The organism is Ectobacillus panaciterrae DSM 19096 (assembly GCF_000430785.1).
GTDB lineage: Bacteria > Bacillota > Bacilli > Bacillales > Bacillaceae_G > Ectobacillus > Ectobacillus panaciterrae.
The window spans coordinates 23,668-38,757 of the sequence record NZ_AUMR01000031.1 but is presented as its reverse complement, the minus strand read 5'-3'; the positions used below and the strand labels follow the sequence as shown (position 1 = coordinate 38,757).

Sequence of the window (15,090 nt, the reverse complement as noted above, 5' to 3'; positions counted from 1 at the left end):
TTAAACCCCCACTTTTACCTTAGGCTTCACAAATGGCATCATCTCACGCAGTTTACGGCCAACTACCTCAATTTCATGTTTATTTTCTGCTTCATTAATAGCATTAAAGTTTGGACGTCCCGCTTTATGCTCTTCAATCCAGCCTTTTGCGAACGCTCCCTCTTGAATGTCAGTTAATACTTTCTTCATTGCTTTTTTCGTTTCATCTGTTACAACTTGAGGCCCTGCAACAAAGTCACCCCATTGCGCTGTATCAGAGATAGAATAGCGCATAGTTGATAAACCGCCTTCGTACATTAAGTCAACGATTAACTTCAATTCGTGTAAACATTCAAAGTATGCAACTTCTGGCTGATAGCCTGCCTCTACCAATGTTTCAAAACCAGCCTTTACAAGAGCTGTCGCACCGCCGCAAAGCACCGCTTGCTCACCAAACAAATCAGTTTCTGTTTCTTCTTTGAATGTTGTTTCTAATACACCGGCACGTGTAGAACCAATGCCATCCGCATAAGACAATGCCTTTTCACGAGCTGTTCCTGTTGCATCTTGATATACTGCAAACAATGCTGGTACAGCCGCGCCTTCTGTAAATGTACGACGTACAAGATGACCAGGACCTTTTGGTGCTACAAGGAATACGTCTACATCTTCCGGAGGTGTAATTTGCCCGAAGTGAACGTTAAAGCCATGTGCAAATACTAATGCATTTCCTGCTTGTAAATTCGGCGCAATTTCTTGTTCATATACTTCTGGTTGACGCTCATCTGGAAGAAGGATCATAACAGCTTCTGCTTCCTTCGCTGCTTCTGCAACTGTTTTTACATCAAATCCGTCTGCTTTCGCTTGCTCCCATGATTTACCTTGACGTAACCCGATCACTACATCAAAACCGTTGTCGCGAAGATTTTGTGCATGAGCATGACCTTGAGAACCATACCCGATGATTGCGATTTTCTTTCCTTCTAATACGTTGTTTTGTACTGCGTCCTTGTAATATACGTTTGCCATTTTTGTTTCCTCCTCTAAATTAATGAATAATCATCATTTGTTGTTTTTCTTGCTTTTTCGTGCTGCGTGTAAATGCTGTAACGCCTGTACGGGCAATTTCCTTGAGCCCGTATGGACGAAGCAATTCAATTAAAGCTTCGACCTTATCCTGCGTTCCCGTAACCTGCACAATGATGGAATCCTTGCCAACATCGATTACTGAAGCACGGAACGGCTCAATTAAACTGTAGATTTCCGCCCGCGTCGCCTGAACTGTGGCTACTTTAATTAAGGCGAGCTCACGGGCAATCATTGCTTCATCAGTGATGTCAGAAACCTTCAGCACATCGATTTGCTTATGAAGCTGCTTTATCAGCTGTTCGATCTGCTGTAAGTTATCCACATGCACAACGAATGTCATACGAGATTCGTTTGAAGATTCCATGTGTCCGACTGAAATGCTTTCAATGTTGAACTGTCTGCGGGACATAACGCCTGTAATCCGGTTCAGTACACCGCTTTGGTTGCGGACTGTTGCCGTCACAATGCGCTTCATAATTCCACCCCTTCCATTTGATGAATGCCCTTGCCAGGCGCGACCATCGGCATAACCTTTTCAGATTGTAAGACACGACAATCAATTACTACCGGACCGGTGTATTTAATTGCTTCTTTCAGCTGCTGTTTCGCTGTATTCGGATCTTCAATTCTTATTCCCTTTATACCGTATGCTTCTGCAAGTGCCACAAAGTTCGGTTGACAGTGCAATAAAGAATGTGAATAGCGTTCATTGTAAAAGGATTCTTGCCATTGTCGAACCATACCGAGCGCTTCGTTGTTGACGATAAGCACCTTGACAGGTAAGTTATGCTCCTTTAATACGCTTAACTCTTGCAGCGTCATTTGAAATCCTGCATCTCCAACAATAGCTACTACTACATCCTCTGGTTTTGCGAATTGAGCACCAATGGCTGCCGGAAACCCAAATCCCATCGTTCCCAATCCTCCGGAAGTAACCCAGCGATTTGGAGACTTTAATGGATAGTATTGAGCAGCCCACATTTGATGCTGTCCGACATCTGTCGTAATGATCGCGTTACCTTCCGTTACTTCATACACCATTTCAATAGCAGCTTGCGGTTTAATTGCAGAAGTTTCCGGCTTATACACAAGTGGATACTTCTCTTTTCTTTCCTGTAACAAACGGAGCCAGTCTTGATGATTGACCTTCTCTCCATTCTTCTCAAGAAGTACTTGAAGCGCCCTTTTCGCACAGGCTACAATTGGAATTTCAGTCGGAATATTTTTACCAATTTCAGCTGGGTCAATATCGATATGAGCAACTACTGCTTGTTTTGCAAAGTGTTCCAAGTTTCCCGTAAGCCGGTCATCGAACCGTGCTCCGATATTGATAAGCAAATCACACTCATACAGCGCCATGTTTGCCGTATACGAGCCATGCATCCCACCCATTCCAAGGAAAAGCGGATCCTCTGGTGGGAACCCTCCCAATCCAAGCAGTGTATGGACGACCGGAATTTGATACGTGCGAGCAAATTTCGCCAGTTCCTCGGAAGCTTTTGCATGAAGTACTCCGGCACCTGCTAAAATAACAGGCTTTTTCGATTCTCCAATGGCGCTTAACAGCTTAGCGATTTGTAAACGGTTTGGTTCATAATGCGGCTGGTACCCAGGAAGATCAATCTCTACATTGTCCTTCCTTTCTCCCGATTCTGTAACCATATTTTTAGGTAAATCAATGACAACCGGACCCGGTCGCCCAGTTGATGCAATATGAAAGGCTTCCTTCACAATACGAGGTAAATCCGATACATTTCGAACCTGATAATTATGTTTTGTTATCGGCATCGTGATTCCAATTACATCCGCTTCCTGAAACGCATCAGTGCCGATAAATGAACTAGCTACCTGACCTGTAAATACAACAAGCGGCAAAGAATCCATCATGGCGTCTGTAAGTCCAGTAACGATATTTGTTGCACCAGGACCGCTTGTAGCAATTACTACGCCTGGCTTTCCTGTAATACGAGCATATCCTTCTGCTGCATGGATGGCACCTTGTTCATGGCGTGTAAGAATGTGCGGAATCTCAAAATCATATAAAGCATCATATAAAGGTAAAACAGCTCCACCCGGGTACCCAAAAATAATTTCTACTCCCTCTTGTCTCAGAGCTTCTAACAAAAGCTCCGCACCTGTCGCAGTTTTTTCCTTAGTTTGCCAAGACATAACTCGTGTACCTCCTTTTTTTGAAAAAATTTCCAACAAAAAAATCTTCCGTCTAGCAACAGCAAAATGCTGTGCTAAAGGGACGAAAGATTTTCGTGGTACCACCCTTCTTCGCAAGGAATTTCCTTGCCTCAGTGACTCTTTAATGAGCCAAGCCTATAACGCAGCCAGCCGTCCGGACCTACTTATTTAGCCCGGCACTCAGGGGCGATGTTCATTGACGTGAACCATCGGTTTGCACCAACCACCGACTCTCTGTAAGGCTTCACAATCAACTACTCCTCCCCGTCATCGCTTTACACTTTTAGAACTCCGCCTGTATTCGCAGATGTAACGAGTTTTGCATAGCGTGCTAGATAGCCGCTTTTCACCTTAGGTTCAGGAAGAACCCAATTTTGCTTTCGATTTTCCATCTCTTCTTGAGAAACGCCCCAATCCATCGTTCGTTCTCGTAAATCAATGGTAATTGTATCTCCATCTTCTACGTGGGCAATAGGACCGCCCTCTGCTGCTTCTGGCGATACGTGACCGATTGCGATTCCCCGAGTTGCACCTGAGAAACGTCCATCCGTCAACAAGGCAACCTTTTTGCCGAGTCCTCTTCCGACAATAGCAGATGTCGGAGCAAGCATTTCCGGCATGCCCGGACCGCCCTTTGGTCCTTCGTAGCGAATAACAACTACGTGACCTTCTTTCACGATGCCGCTGTGAATCGCTGCGACTGCTTCATCATGGGAATTGAAACAAATTGCTTCACCAACAAACGTTTCAATGGAAGGGTCTACTCCCCCTACTTTAATTACGCTGCCATTTGGTGCAATATTACCAAACAGCATGGATAATCCGCCTGTAGGACTGTATGGATTCTCTTTAGAACGAATGACTTCTTTATTCGTAATAGAGGCGTGTTCCACATTTTCCAGAAGCGATTTCCCTGTAATCGTAATACGGTCAGAGTGAATCGCACCTGGAATAGAAGCTAATTCCTTAATAATGGATGCTACCCCTCCAGCTAAATGCACATCATGCATTGAGTAATCGGAAGCTGGACTGATTTTTGCTAAATACGGCACTCGTTTCGCAACCTCATTGATACGATTGAGGTCGTATTCGATACCGGCTTCGCTAGCAATGGCTAACATATGCAATACAGTATTTGTAGATCCGCCCATTGCCATATCAAGGGCAAATGCATCATCGATTGCTTGCTCTGTGATGATATCACGAGGCTTAATGTCCTTTTTAATTAAATCCATAAGATGGAATGCCGCCTTATAAATTAAATCGTGTCTTTCTTTGCTTGTTGCAACGAGAGTGCCGTTTCCTGGAAGGGCTACCCCTAACATTTCCATAATGGTGTTCATGGAGTTCGCCGTGAACATTCCCGAGCAAGAACCGCATGTCGGACAAGCAGCCTGTTCCATCGCAATTAAGTCTTCTACACTCATTTTCCCGGCTTTAACTGCTCCAACCCCTTCAAACATAGATACGAGGTTGAGCGGTTTTCCGTCTTTTGACACGCCCGCTTCCATCGGTCCGCCTGATACGAATACACCCGGCACATTTGTGCGAACAGCCGCCATCAGCATTCCCGGCGTAATCTTGTCACAGTTCGGCATATAGAAGACGCCGTCAAACCAATGCGCGTTGATTACTGTCTCTGCCGCATCCGCGATAATTTCCCGGCTTGGCAGCGAGTAACGCATGCCGATGTGTCCCATCGCGATTCCATCGTCTACACCAATTGTATTGAATTCGAATGGAACGCCTCCCGCTTCCCGGATTGCCGCTTTTGCCACATCTGCAAGTTCGCGTAAATGAATATGTCCAGGAACGATATCAATATAGGAATTGCAGATCGCAATGAACGGCTTATCAAAATCTTCGTCTTTTACACCGGCTGCATGAAGCAGGCTGCGATGCGGAGCCCGATCGACTCCTTTTTTAATCATATTGCTTCGCAACGATATCTCCCCCATTAACTGACTTTATCTGTTTCGTAGATTTTTTCTCCATCTTTAACAACGAGCGTTCGGAATTCTTCAAGCAGGCGGTTTGTATGCGTGCCGGGCTTTCCGTCACCGATTACACGGCCGTCTACTTTCGTAACCGCAATAACCTCTGCCGCTGTTCCTGTTAAAAACACCTCGTCTGCCACATATACATCGTGACGCGTAAATAGCTCTTCTCTTACGTCATATCCAAGCTTCTCGCCGATTTCCATAATAGCATTGCGCGTAATCCCTTCCAATGCGCCTGCAGAACTTGGCGGCGTAATAAGCTTGTTGCCTTTTATAATAAATACGTTATCGCCGGATCCCTCCGCTACATATCCTTGTTCGTTGAGCATAAGAGCTTCTGGCACTCCCGCGAGCTTCGCTTCTAGTCTAACAAGGATGTTATTTAAGTAATTTAGGGATTTCACCTGCGGACTCAATACATCCGGACGGTTTCGGCGCGTTGCCACAGTAATGATCGGGATGCCTGTTTCGTAATATTCTGCTGGAAACAAAGCGAGCTGCTCGGCGATGACTACGACATTCGGTCTCACACAAGATGCCGGGTCTAAACCGAGATTCCCTTCCCCTCTTGATACGACAAGTCGAATATATCCATCAGACAGCTTGTTGCGACGAATCGTTTCTGCCACAATCTCTGTCATCTCTTCTAATGTGTGCGGAATTTCCAGCATAATAGATTTCGCTGACTCGTACAATCGGACAAGATGCTCTTTTAGACGGAAGACGTTGCCGCTGTATACGCGAATTCCTTCAAATATGCCGTCTCCATATAAATAGCCGTGATCGTACACTGAAACCTTGGCTTCATGCTTTGGAACGAATTCTCCGTTTAAATAGATTGATTGCTCGTTCACTTGAAATCCCCCATTTGCTTATGTTTATTTTTGTTGTTCCTTAGTTTACTCCGCCTTTTTAAAATAATCAAAACATTTTTTAGAAAATTTTAAATTTTACAATATGTGAACGAGCCCATAAACATTGTCACATCAACATTGTTAACGTTTACAAAATTCAAAAAAATATTTTTCGACAAATTTTTTAACAAAAAATATTTTTTTAGAAGGAGGAGTTCGCGAATCATTTACGAATGTATTTCGTCAACTAAAAAAAACGTCAAATGATGTAAAATGCTGTTATACCAACACTATAAATTCCATATAGAGGAATGAAAGGCAGGGATTTACGAATAAAAATTACAGGTATATTCAATTTGAAACACTCATAATTCTATTTTCAAAAAGCAGTAACAACTAAAGGGGGATATAAAAATGGCGAGTTTACAAATCAAAGGCACAAGACAAGAAGTGATGGAGATGTTAGAATTATTTAATTTTATGAACACACAAGGACTTTGCAAGCTGGACGATGATGCAAAACTGTCTCCTTATGCACAGGAGGAAGAATGGAAAAGTGTATTTGTTGCATCCATCGGCGTTCGCTCCAGGGAAACAGAAATGGACGATGTATTAAATGACCAATTCATGAGCCAAATGCTTACAGGCGTTTACAACGACTAACATGCCCTTGCAAATAGTAGTGTGAATAATTTCCAAGAAATTGTAACACATTACTATATAGCAGGAGGTGAGAAAAATGGCTCGAATCGGCGTAGAACATTCTTTAAGCAATGTACGGCAAGCACTTGAGCAAAAAGGCCATGAAGTTGTACAACTGCGTTCTGAAAGCGATGTACAAGGCTGTGATTGTTGCGTAGTCACAGGTCAAGATTCCAATGTCATGGGCATGAGCACTATTTCCATTGACGGACCGGTAGTGGAAGCAAGCGGCTTAACTGCAGAAGAAATTTGTCAACAAGTGGAAAGCAGACTGCAATAAAGAAAAACGGAGGCTGCAGGCGGAGCCGGCGGGGTTAGACATCACCCGAAGAACCAATTCGTCCAGCCCCCAAAAACTTACATTTACTCTATATGTAAAAAGGGTCTCTTTTGCATTCAAAAGAGACCCTTTGGTTTATAATTAACGGGAAAGTAACATTCTTCTGTACTCTTCGGATGAAAGCCCTTCCTCTCTTCCACCGTTGCGGTTCCTCTGACCGCTCCTAGCCGGCACTTGCTGTCTCGAATCAGTTTTTTCATGAAATCGTAAAAGTTGCTGACGGTTACTACTGCCCGATCTTTCACCTATTCCACATACTGTTCAAGCGCTGATTATTTGCATCGGCAATATTCCAAGTAAAGTAAATTGAACTGAGACACGAATTAAAATTATATACATTAAATCAACACTTGTCAATATGTAAATTTGTTACATATATGCGATATATCTTCATGAACCTGGTTAACTGAAATTCTTTTTGGGGTATTCAGCTGGACATTGCTGATTTATGTCGCGGAAGTCATCACCTAAAAATCAAGAAAGCTGCGTGAAGGGCGGCCTTCCATTTAAAACAGGATCGTTTAGTGTAAAGCAGCTGAAAAAGCACGGGGGAAAAGCTGAACGGAATATGTTATGCAGAATGGAAAGCCAATGAAGAGCTACGTATCCAAACATACAAGGATGTGTAAAAAAGCGGCATGCTCTTCATACCGCTTACACGTATTGATTTTTGTCAGGCAAAAGATGCGTCTTTTCCTTTAGAAAATAAATAACAAATGCACTCGTCAACAGGAACAGACCTGCCGCAAACTTCTTCATATTAATCATTTTTTATCCTCCCTTCTTTCCTTACGGCTTTATTGTATAAAGTCAATCGAGTATTTTCCATAGAACCGGCTTACAGAAATCTTACATATTTGTAAGTTTTTCCATCCTACCTAACGCAATAATTATGTTACAACTTATTAACGCAACAGGAAACCGCAAGTTTTGCAACGAACTATACATATGTGTTCTTTTAAGTGCACTTTTTTCACTATACCATATCGCAAAACAAAAGAAAATAAGAAAAAGGAGCGTGTTCTTCGTGTTGAATTTAGTAAAGCAGCATAAGAAAAAGGCACTGGTTTCTTTGCCGCTTGTGGCAGTGCTGTCCTATTACGGTGCAAGAAAATTGTATAACAGCAACAAAAAAACAATCGTGAATGCTCCTCATATGCAACAAAATCCCGAGCTTCCGCGCGGCTGTGAGGTAACAAGCTTAGCGATGCTTCTTCGTCATGCGGGAATAGCAGCTGATAAAATGGAGCTTGCAAATAAGCTGGACAAGGTGCCATTTGAAGAAAACGGCTTGCAGGGTAATATGCAAGAAGGCTTCGCAGGAGACATGTATTCGTTCAGCCGCCCCGGCTTAGGCGTGTATGTTAATCCTATCTACAAGCTTGGGTTTTCATATTTGAAGGATCAGCTTGTTAACTTAACAGGGGGAGAGCCTCAGGACTTGTACCACATGATTGACCGAGGGGCTCCCGTTTGGAGCATTGTAAATGATACATTTGCAATGCTTCCTGAAGAAAGATTTGAAATATGGTTTACAAGCGACGGTCCGATGCATGTTACATACGCCTTACATAGCGTTCTCCTCACGGGCTACAGTCAAAATTATGTATATATCAACGACCCGCTGCACGAAACACCGAATCGCCGCATCAAGAGAAAAGATTTTGAACAAGCATGGATACAGCTTGGGCGACAAGCTCTCAGCTATAAAACAAAACAGAAACAAACACAAGGTCAGCCAAAAGAAAATATAGTTGTTTCTTAATACAAAAACGACGTGCCGGCACGTCGTTTTTTACTGTCTCGCTTACATATTAGTAATTCTGTTATTATTCGTCATCATATTTTGCACAGACTGTATCGCTTGCGGTGCTACGTCCATAGCTTTTTCAATAAGATGCGTGTTGCTTTGCAAGTGCATAACTTGAACGCCTTTAGAGCCGACTACAAGGAAAGCTACAGGGTCGATAGAAACGCCTGCTCCGCTTCCTCCTCCAAACGGATAATCAGAATGCTCCTCTTCTTTATCACCAGGCGCCCGATGCCCGTTATGCGGACGACTTACATGCTTTTGAGCGCTCGACCCGAAGTCGCTGCCGCCTGCTCCAAACCCAAATGCAACCTTAGAAACCGTTAAAATCACATTTCCGTCATGCGTGGAAACCGGCTTACCGACTATGGTGTTTACATCCACCATTTCCTTTAAATTTTGCATTGCCGTTTTCATGAGGTCTTCGATTGGATGTTGTGCCATGGAAATCCTCTCACTTTCATTCATTTTCTCTCCTATGTTTTCCAAAAACAATATAAGCATACCAACTTTTTTCAAATGACATTTTTTCAAATGAAATGACTGCACAAAGGTCATACTATAATTAGCTTCACCATTGTGGAGCTAACAATCGAAGGAGGAATTCATATGGCAGATAGAGATCAAAATCGCCTATATCCCAACCGGGGAGACGAAGAGTATGCTGCAGAAGTTGCTCCTGCCCGCATCAATCATGATAAAGCAGGAACCGAGCCGACTACAGGCGGTGCGATTTTCGGATTCGTCGCTTTGGCGCTTGGAATTTTATCTTTCTTTACGTACCCTGTGTTCTTCGGTATTGCAGCTGTGCTCGTAGGTTTTTACGCAGCCAGCAAAGGCGCGCGAACAACAGGACGCATCGCAATCATCTTGGGAGCAGTTGCCGCTATTATGGCATTGTTTTTCCGAGTTGCGATTTTAAGCTACTTTTTAAGACTTTTCACTTAGAACAGCGGATTCAACTCGTTCAGGTGCAGAAAGATTCTTCCCCCAAGAAAGGCACTCTTTGCCAATGCAGGGGGAAGGTTCTTAGGTGGCAGGGTCTGGCCGATAAAGCTCGGCACGTCCCAAAACTATATGCTTTTTAGCATATAGCACAAACCAGGAAGAGCAATCTTCCTGGTTTTCTTATTGCAAGGGCTAAAATACTCTTAAACAGTTCTTATACTCTCGACCGCATTCCTAACTATTAAATATTCTGATGAACCATCCACACGCTTAATTCGGGGGTATTCTCGCCTAATTTATGATAAAAGCAAAACGCTAATGCGGCGGATTCAAATGAATACATGTATTTTTCCAATCGGGTTCTACTACGCTTCCTCATTTCCCTTGACTCCTTAATACATGCGTATTTTCCAACATATTCGAACATACTAGGTTCCCCCTGCTTTGCAACCCAAAAAATGAAAAAAGCAACAGCACAAGGCTGTTGCTTTTAACATAGAAGGGAAAGTCCTCCGTCCACTATAATCGTTTGCCCGCGAATCATGCTGGCTGCCGGTGTACATAGGAAATATACTGTCTCCGCTAAATCCTCAGGCTCCACGATACGGCCGGCCGGATTGCGAGACGCCGCAGCTTCTAGCAGCTCCTCCCGATTTGGGAAATGCTTCAGGGCATCCGTATCCACGGCGCCGCCGGATACTGCGTTCACCACGATTCCTTTCGGAGCCAGCTCTACAGCCAAATAGCGGGTAAGAGCCTCGACCGCAGCTTTGGATACGCCGACCGTTACGTAGTTAGGCAGCGCTCGGATGGAACCAAGGCTTGAGAGCGCGACAATCGAACCGCCATTCTCCATCAGCTTCGCCGCTTCCTGCGACGCGAACAAGTACGCCTTCGTATTGATGTCCTGCGTCCACTGCCAATGCTGCTCTTCTACCTCCATCAATGGACGGAGCACACCGGAAGCTGCATTGTTGATGAATACGTCCAATCGTCCGAACTGCTCTTTCACCTCTTGGAACAAGTGCTGAATTTGATCAAGCTCTTTCACATTCGCTTTCACGATAAGAACCTTTACACCGAATTCTTCTTCAATTTCACGCTTCGCCTGCTCCGCATCATTTTTTTTGCGCATGTAGTTCAAAACCAAATGATAACCTTCCTTCGCTAAGCGTTTTGCGATCGCCTTTCCGATACCTCTTGTACCGCCTGTAATAAGTGCTACTCTTTGTGTCATATCATTGCCCTCCCTGTTGTACCTGTCCAAATTTTACCGTTCTTCACGCCTGCCGTCAATCGAAGAAAAACTCCTTTTGCCTTTCACATTGAGTTCACATCGAATTCACAGAGGGCTTGTATATTTTAAAGCAAGGAACGTTCACATTGAACCCCAAACTAAACGTGAACGTCCAAACCCTATTTTCATATACTGGCCCCCCTTCCCTTGCTCCTTGCCGATTATGGCAAGGAGTCTTTTTTATGCGAAGACAGCATAATTTCGTGAAGGCAAGTATCCATTAGACCAAGCTGCACCAACAGTTTTAATAGAGTGCTTAAATTAAATTGAAGAATATTTCAGAGGAAAAAAGAAGTTTTGACTGAAACTAACATTATTATTCAACAAAGCCTATACAAAAAGAGCGGGAATCCCCCGCTCTTTTCAATCTTCATGTTTTAGGTTGGATTTGCTGCCTTTTTGAGAGCGATACTCTTTTCCTTTGTTATCGTCTCCGCTCGCGAACTCCGCACCGAATTCCATCTGATAATGGCCGGATTGTGGGGAACCTTGGTTTTGGCTTCCTTTGCTTCCATTACGACTTGTCATGCTCATTCTTCCTTTCACTTTGGAGTATCGTTAGTTTCTCCCGTTTTAGATCTTTCATTATGTAAAAAAGAGCCAAAAGCGCTTTTTAGGGCGGAGAGCCTCTGGTTCTGCGCCTGAACGAGCCGGCTCCGCTTTTCGTGATGTCCAGCTCCATCGGCTAGCTCCTCCTGTCAGAGAACCTCCCCCCATAAAGGCAAAAAGCGCCTTTTTTGGGAGAGAACCTCTGCCTTCCGGAGCTGAACGAGCCGATTCCGCTTTTCTTTATGTTCTGCGCCTGAACGAGCCGGTTCCGCTTTTGGCTGCTTTTGTTCGTCATTATCATGTTTTTGTACAGATGTACGAAGCGGAACTTCTTTTAGGAAAACCGTCAATAAAACGGACAGCGCCATAATAATAACGCCTGTAAAGAATACACCGGATAAGGAATAGCTCATCGCATCGCGTAAATGTACGACAATTTGCGTGAAAATGTCCTGCATCTGCGGCGGCAGCGCGTTTCCTACAATCGTTTGATTTACCGATGCAAAAAACAGCGCTGCCATTATGGAGATCATAATAATGACCTTTCTCCTCATATCCAGATGTTCCATACATCTCCACCCTTTCCTGATTCAATTCATATTTATATAAGCTGACGATACACATGAATCATCAACTTTATCTCGTCTTCTGTTAAAAAAGAAAACTTCTCTTTTATATACTCCTGTTTTCTCGCTTCCATTTCCTGTACAAGCTTGTTTCCCTGTTCAGTGATTTCCAAAAATACGACGCGGCGGTCTGATTCGCAGCGAGAACGTGTCAGCAATCCTTTTTGAATGAGCTTTTCAGAAACAGCTGTAATATGGCTGTTTGACACATGCAGTTCATTCGCGACGCGAGAAACCATTTCTTTTTTATTCCGATTCAGAACGCGCAGCACCACGAATTCATTCATAGGAATAAACGAATCAAATGTTTTTGCTATCTCGCTTCGAAGCGTACGAAAAGCTGCAAACATCTGTGTGGACAGCTCTTGCAGGAGGTCTTCTTTTGCGCTGTTCATTTGTATCTCCTCCTAATTATTTAATCATATTAATTAAAAACAAAATTAAATATATATGATATTCACAATTTTGTCACTACTTTTACAAAAAATTATCCTGCATCCCAGCATGAACAATTAAAAAATTGGCAATACAAGATAACAGTTGCTTTCATTGGCGTTCTGCCAAAAGAAGGGTGCATGCGTGGCGCTCTTCTTTTTTTTATTTATCTGTAGTCTTTACATCCTCCCAGCAGAAGCATCCCGGAAGATTTTCACAGCGATACCTGTTACAATGAAAGCGATATATTGATATACGGAGGCATATACATGAAGCTGATAGATTGGTTTGTAAAAGGTTCGCCGTTTGATGAATACGTACAAAGCATGAAAGTGAATCAAGAGGAATTGTTACATATTTACAATGAAGTGTCTCTTCCTGATGAAGCTGTTTCTTTGCTGAAGCAAGGAGAAGACAAAGGATGGAAGGCTGTCGTATTAACAGCGGACTGGTGCGGCGATGCGATGCTTTGCGTTCCCATCATAAAACGCTTGTGCGAAGCGGCAAACTTCGATATGCGCTTCCTCATCCGCGATGAAAGCCTGGAGCTGATGGACCAATATTTAACGAACGGTACATCCCGCGCAATCCCGATTTTCATTTTCATTGATGAGCAAGGCGAGGAAAAAGCAATATGGGGGCCGCGTTCTCAAGAGGTACAGGATATGATTACATCTTTGCGCGCCGAGCTGCCGGCAAAAGACGACCCGGCGTTTGAAGAAAAGCAGCAAGCTATGTACACATCCTTCCGAAAACAGCTTGCGACGGATGCTTCCATTTGGGACAGCGTTGTAAAGAGCGTAACAGAGCGCTTGCGTCCGGTTTTATCATAAGCAAAAGAAGCCTCTTGCAGGCTTCTTTATTTGTGTATAGAAAAATATAAAATTCCAGGATCATGTCTAGCTGCGCCTGAACGAGCCGGCTCCGCTTTTCTTAGTGTATGCAGTTGCCCTTTTTTGGACATCCCAATATAGAAAGGAGCTGCACAATATGTTATATAAATGTCTGATTATAGCTCTATCTCCTCTGCTGCTGTTCGGCGCCGGTATCAGCAATACGGCAGATGCCGCTTCCGAACAATACTGCTTTCCCGGCAACTATACAGAAACAACGGCAAGCCTCTCTGTTCTTCCTTCGTTTTTGCAGAACTACGAACCGGAAGTAAAGCAAGTATACAAACTAGCAGCTTCTCACACGGAGCTTTTGCAGTGGATTCCTTGCTACTGCGGCTGCGGGCAGAGAGAAAATCATCAAAATAATAAAGACTGTTTTATCCGGGAAATCAAAGCAACAGGCGAAGTCGTGTGGGATACTCATGCTGCGCACTGCATCAACTGCCTCGAAATTGCACGGGAAGCATCGCTGCTTGCGGAGCAAGGAAAAACGAAGCTTGCCATCCGGCGCCACATTGATGCGAAGTACACCAATTCGTACGCCAAACCGACTCCTACACCGATGCCTGACTAAATATACACTTTAAAGCCGTGCTGCAACGCAATCACATCCCACGGTGCGGTAAAATCTTCAATGATAACGAGCGTTCCGACCTGCACAAGCTCAAACAAGCTGCGCACATCGTCATTATACATGCGGATACAGCCGTTTGATACATGATAGCCGATCGTGGAGGGATTGCTGTTGCCGTGAATCGCATATGTCGTACCTTCTGTTCCGAATATATCAAGACCCATCCAGCGGTCGCCAAGCGGATTTCGCGGGTCTCCTCCCGGAATATTGAACTTATAAAATGGGCGGTTTTTAATTTTGTTCACGATTGGAAAAACGCCTTCCAGTGTCGGAGAACCGCTTTTTCCAGTCGAAATCGGATACACATGTACGAGCTTTCCATCTTGAAAAAATGCCAGCTCATTTCTTTCTCTGTTAATGATAATGAGCTGCCTCGGAACATCCGTTAAGTATTTTTTTAATGCGGTTTCATCCTCTTGCAATTTGTACTGCGTCGTCATAGCCGCAACGGAGTGAACTTGAATTTCCATCGGTTGAGAAGCCTTTGCGTATGTAACACTGCCACCAAATACAAACAACCCAACAAAAATCCCCCAAATCATGACCTTTATCCTTCTCGCCTTCTTTGGAACGTCCTCCACAGTTTCCCCTCACCCTTTTCTTTTTCTCGTACTGTAATTGTACCGGGACGGTTTGAAAAAAGGGGAGGCAACCGTTCCAAAAATTCAGCGCTTTCCCTTGCTTTTTTTACATTTTTTTCATAAAAAAGCGAAACTGGCTCGTTCAGACAAACAAAAAAGGAGC

18 protein-coding genes and 1 other annotated feature are annotated in these 15,090 nt (G+C 43.8%); of the genes, 6 read left to right on the top strand and 12 right to left on the bottom strand.

Annotation, left to right across the window (positions count from 1 at the left end; genetic code table 11):
* The 5 genes from ilvC to ilvE form a co-directional block, all read right to left on the bottom strand.
* The gene (gene ilvC / locus H540_RS0109140) at positions 1-1,008 is read right to left on the bottom strand and encodes a ketol-acid reductoisomerase (protein ID WP_028400377.1); all 1,008 of its coding nucleotides are present in this window, start codon (positions 1,006-1,008) and stop codon (positions 1-3) included.
* A gap of 19 nt (positions 1,009-1,027) precedes the next feature.
* A complete protein-coding gene (ilvN, locus tag H540_RS0109135; RefSeq protein WP_028400376.1) occupies positions 1,028-1,543 on the bottom strand; it encodes an acetolactate synthase small subunit in 516 nt (171 codons plus the stop codon).
* Positions 1,540-3,237 carry an acetolactate synthase large subunit gene (gene ilvB, locus H540_RS0109130; RefSeq protein WP_028400375.1) on the bottom strand — a complete coding sequence of 566 codons (1,698 nt, stop codon included), beginning with the start codon at positions 3,235-3,237 and terminating at the stop codon, positions 1,540-1,542. The genes ilvN and ilvB overlap by 4 nt, the downstream gene beginning before the upstream one ends.
* A 75-nt stretch (positions 3,238-3,312) precedes the next feature.
* Positions 3,313-3,538 (bottom strand) — a binding site (T-box leader).
* Positions 3,534-5,201, bottom strand: a complete 1,668-nt coding sequence (gene ilvD, locus H540_RS0109125; protein WP_028400374.1) for a dihydroxy-acid dehydratase — start codon at positions 5,199-5,201, stop codon at positions 3,534-3,536. Its footprint overlaps the feature before it by 5 nt.
* A 14-nt stretch (positions 5,202-5,215) precedes the next feature.
* On the bottom strand, positions 5,216-6,112 hold the full coding sequence (gene ilvE / locus H540_RS0109120) for a branched-chain-amino-acid transaminase (protein ID WP_028400373.1): 897 nt from the start codon (positions 6,110-6,112) through the stop codon (positions 5,216-5,218).
* A 414-nt stretch (positions 6,113-6,526) separates the two neighbouring features.
* Between ilvE and H540_RS0109115 the strand changes: the two genes are divergently transcribed.
* The gene (locus H540_RS0109115; RefSeq protein WP_028400372.1) at positions 6,527-6,775 is read left to right on the top strand and encodes a DUF3911 family protein; all 249 of its coding nucleotides are present in this window, start codon (positions 6,527-6,529) and stop codon (positions 6,773-6,775) included.
* Positions 6,776-6,851: 76 nt separating this feature from the next.
* Complete coding sequence (locus H540_RS0109110) at positions 6,852-7,094, top strand: YkuS family protein (protein ID WP_028400371.1); 243 nt, start codon at positions 6,852-6,854, stop codon at positions 7,092-7,094.
* Between the two features lie 714 nt (positions 7,095-7,808).
* On the opposite strand, the gene H540_RS33085 is transcribed toward H540_RS0109110, so the two are convergent.
* Positions 7,809-7,922, bottom strand: a complete 114-nt coding sequence (locus H540_RS33085; RefSeq protein WP_155890988.1) for a phosphoribosyl-ATP pyrophosphatase — start codon at positions 7,920-7,922, stop codon at positions 7,809-7,811.
* A 259-nt stretch (positions 7,923-8,181) separates the two neighbouring features.
* Between H540_RS33085 and H540_RS29330 the strand changes: the two genes are divergently transcribed.
* Entirely contained in the window at positions 8,182-8,919 is a 738-nt protein-coding gene (locus H540_RS29330; RefSeq protein WP_245592202.1) for a C39 family peptidase, read from the top strand.
* A 42-nt stretch (positions 8,920-8,961) separates the two neighbouring features.
* Here the strand turns inward: H540_RS29330 and ytfJ are convergent, their stop codons facing one another.
* A complete protein-coding gene (gene ytfJ, locus H540_RS29325; RefSeq protein WP_034670683.1) occupies positions 8,962-9,408 on the bottom strand; it encodes a GerW family sporulation protein in 447 nt (148 codons plus the stop codon).
* Positions 9,409-9,573: 165 nt separating this feature from the next.
* Here ytfJ and H540_RS0109090 point away from each other — a divergent pair, with 165 nt between their 5' ends.
* Positions 9,574-9,912 carry a hypothetical protein gene (locus H540_RS0109090; protein ID WP_028400370.1) on the top strand — a complete coding sequence of 113 codons (339 nt, stop codon included), beginning with the start codon at positions 9,574-9,576 and terminating at the stop codon, positions 9,910-9,912.
* A 490-nt stretch (positions 9,913-10,402) separates the two neighbouring features.
* Here the strand turns inward: H540_RS0109090 and fabL are convergent, their stop codons facing one another.
* The 4 genes from fabL to H540_RS0109065 form a co-directional block, all read right to left on the bottom strand.
* Positions 10,403-11,149, bottom strand: coding sequence for an enoyl-[acyl-carrier-protein] reductase FabL (gene fabL, locus H540_RS0109080; protein ID WP_028400368.1), 747 nt, complete (start codon positions 11,147-11,149; stop codon positions 10,403-10,405).
* 423 nt (positions 11,150-11,572) lie between these two features.
* Entirely contained in the window at positions 11,573-11,737 is a 165-nt protein-coding gene (locus H540_RS0109075) for a hypothetical protein (RefSeq protein ID WP_028400367.1), read from the bottom strand.
* 170 nt (positions 11,738-11,907) lie between these two features.
* Positions 11,908-12,327, bottom strand: a complete 420-nt coding sequence (locus H540_RS0109070) for a hypothetical protein (protein ID WP_028400366.1) — start codon at positions 12,325-12,327, stop codon at positions 11,908-11,910.
* A gap of 32 nt (positions 12,328-12,359) precedes the next feature.
* Positions 12,360-12,779, bottom strand: a complete 420-nt coding sequence (locus H540_RS0109065; protein ID WP_028400365.1) for a MarR family winged helix-turn-helix transcriptional regulator — start codon at positions 12,777-12,779, stop codon at positions 12,360-12,362.
* Between the two features lie 309 nt (positions 12,780-13,088).
* Between H540_RS0109065 and H540_RS0109060 the strand changes: the two genes are divergently transcribed.
* Together H540_RS0109060 and H540_RS0109055 are read left to right on the top strand one after the other, a co-directional pair.
* Complete coding sequence (locus tag H540_RS0109060; RefSeq protein WP_028400364.1) at positions 13,089-13,652, top strand: thioredoxin family protein; 564 nt, start codon at positions 13,089-13,091, stop codon at positions 13,650-13,652.
* Between the two features lie 157 nt (positions 13,653-13,809).
* Positions 13,810-14,286: a PCYCGC motif-containing (lipo)protein gene (locus H540_RS0109055; RefSeq protein ID WP_034670661.1), complete on the top strand. Its 477-nt coding sequence runs from the start codon at positions 13,810-13,812 to the stop codon at positions 14,284-14,286.
* On the opposite strand, the gene H540_RS29320 is transcribed toward H540_RS0109055, so the two are convergent.
* Positions 14,283-14,888, bottom strand: coding sequence for a L,D-transpeptidase (locus H540_RS29320; protein ID WP_051317042.1), 606 nt, complete (start codon positions 14,886-14,888; stop codon positions 14,283-14,285). The two genes, H540_RS0109055 and H540_RS29320, sit on opposite strands and share 4 nt — an antisense overlap.
* Positions 14,889-15,090 lie beyond the last annotated feature (202 nt).

Excerpts from the sequence above, each read along its gene's own strand:
- ilvC (WP_028400377.1), bottom strand. The coding sequence starts at position 1,008 with ATGGCAAACGTATATTACAAGGACGCAGTACAAAACAACGTATTAGAA.
- ilvN (WP_028400376.1), bottom strand. The coding sequence starts at position 1,543 with ATGAAGCGCATTGTGACGGCAACAGTCCGCAACCAAAGCGGTGTACTG.
- ilvB (WP_028400375.1), bottom strand. The coding sequence starts at position 3,237 with ATGTCTTGGCAAACTAAGGAAAAAACTGCGACAGGTGCGGAGCTTTTG.
- H540_RS0109115 (WP_028400372.1), top strand. The coding sequence starts at position 6,527 with ATGGCGAGTTTACAAATCAAAGGCACAAGACAAGAAGTGATGGAGATG.
- H540_RS0109110 (WP_028400371.1), top strand. The coding sequence starts at position 6,852 with ATGGCTCGAATCGGCGTAGAACATTCTTTAAGCAATGTACGGCAAGCA.
- H540_RS33085 (WP_155890988.1), bottom strand. The coding sequence starts at position 7,922 with ATGATTAATATGAAGAAGTTTGCGGCAGGTCTGTTCCTGTTGACGAGT.
- ytfJ (WP_034670683.1), bottom strand. The coding sequence starts at position 9,408 with ATGGCACAACATCCAATCGAAGACCTCATGAAAACGGCAATGCAAAAT.
- H540_RS0109090 (WP_028400370.1), top strand. The coding sequence starts at position 9,574 with ATGGCAGATAGAGATCAAAATCGCCTATATCCCAACCGGGGAGACGAA.
- fabL (WP_028400368.1), bottom strand. The coding sequence starts at position 11,149 with ATGACACAAAGAGTAGCACTTATTACAGGCGGTACAAGAGGTATCGGA.
- H540_RS0109075 (WP_028400367.1), bottom strand. The coding sequence starts at position 11,737 with ATGACAAGTCGTAATGGAAGCAAAGGAAGCCAAAACCAAGGTTCCCCA.
- H540_RS0109070 (WP_028400366.1), bottom strand. The coding sequence starts at position 12,327 with ATGGAACATCTGGATATGAGGAGAAAGGTCATTATTATGATCTCCATA.
- H540_RS0109065 (WP_028400365.1), bottom strand. The coding sequence starts at position 12,779 with ATGAACAGCGCAAAAGAAGACCTCCTGCAAGAGCTGTCCACACAGATG.
- H540_RS0109060 (WP_028400364.1), top strand. The coding sequence starts at position 13,089 with ATGAAGCTGATAGATTGGTTTGTAAAAGGTTCGCCGTTTGATGAATAC.
- H540_RS0109055 (WP_034670661.1), top strand. The coding sequence starts at position 13,810 with ATGTTATATAAATGTCTGATTATAGCTCTATCTCCTCTGCTGCTGTTC.
- H540_RS29320 (WP_051317042.1), bottom strand. The coding sequence starts at position 14,888 with ATGATTTGGGGGATTTTTGTTGGGTTGTTTGTATTTGGTGGCAGTGTT.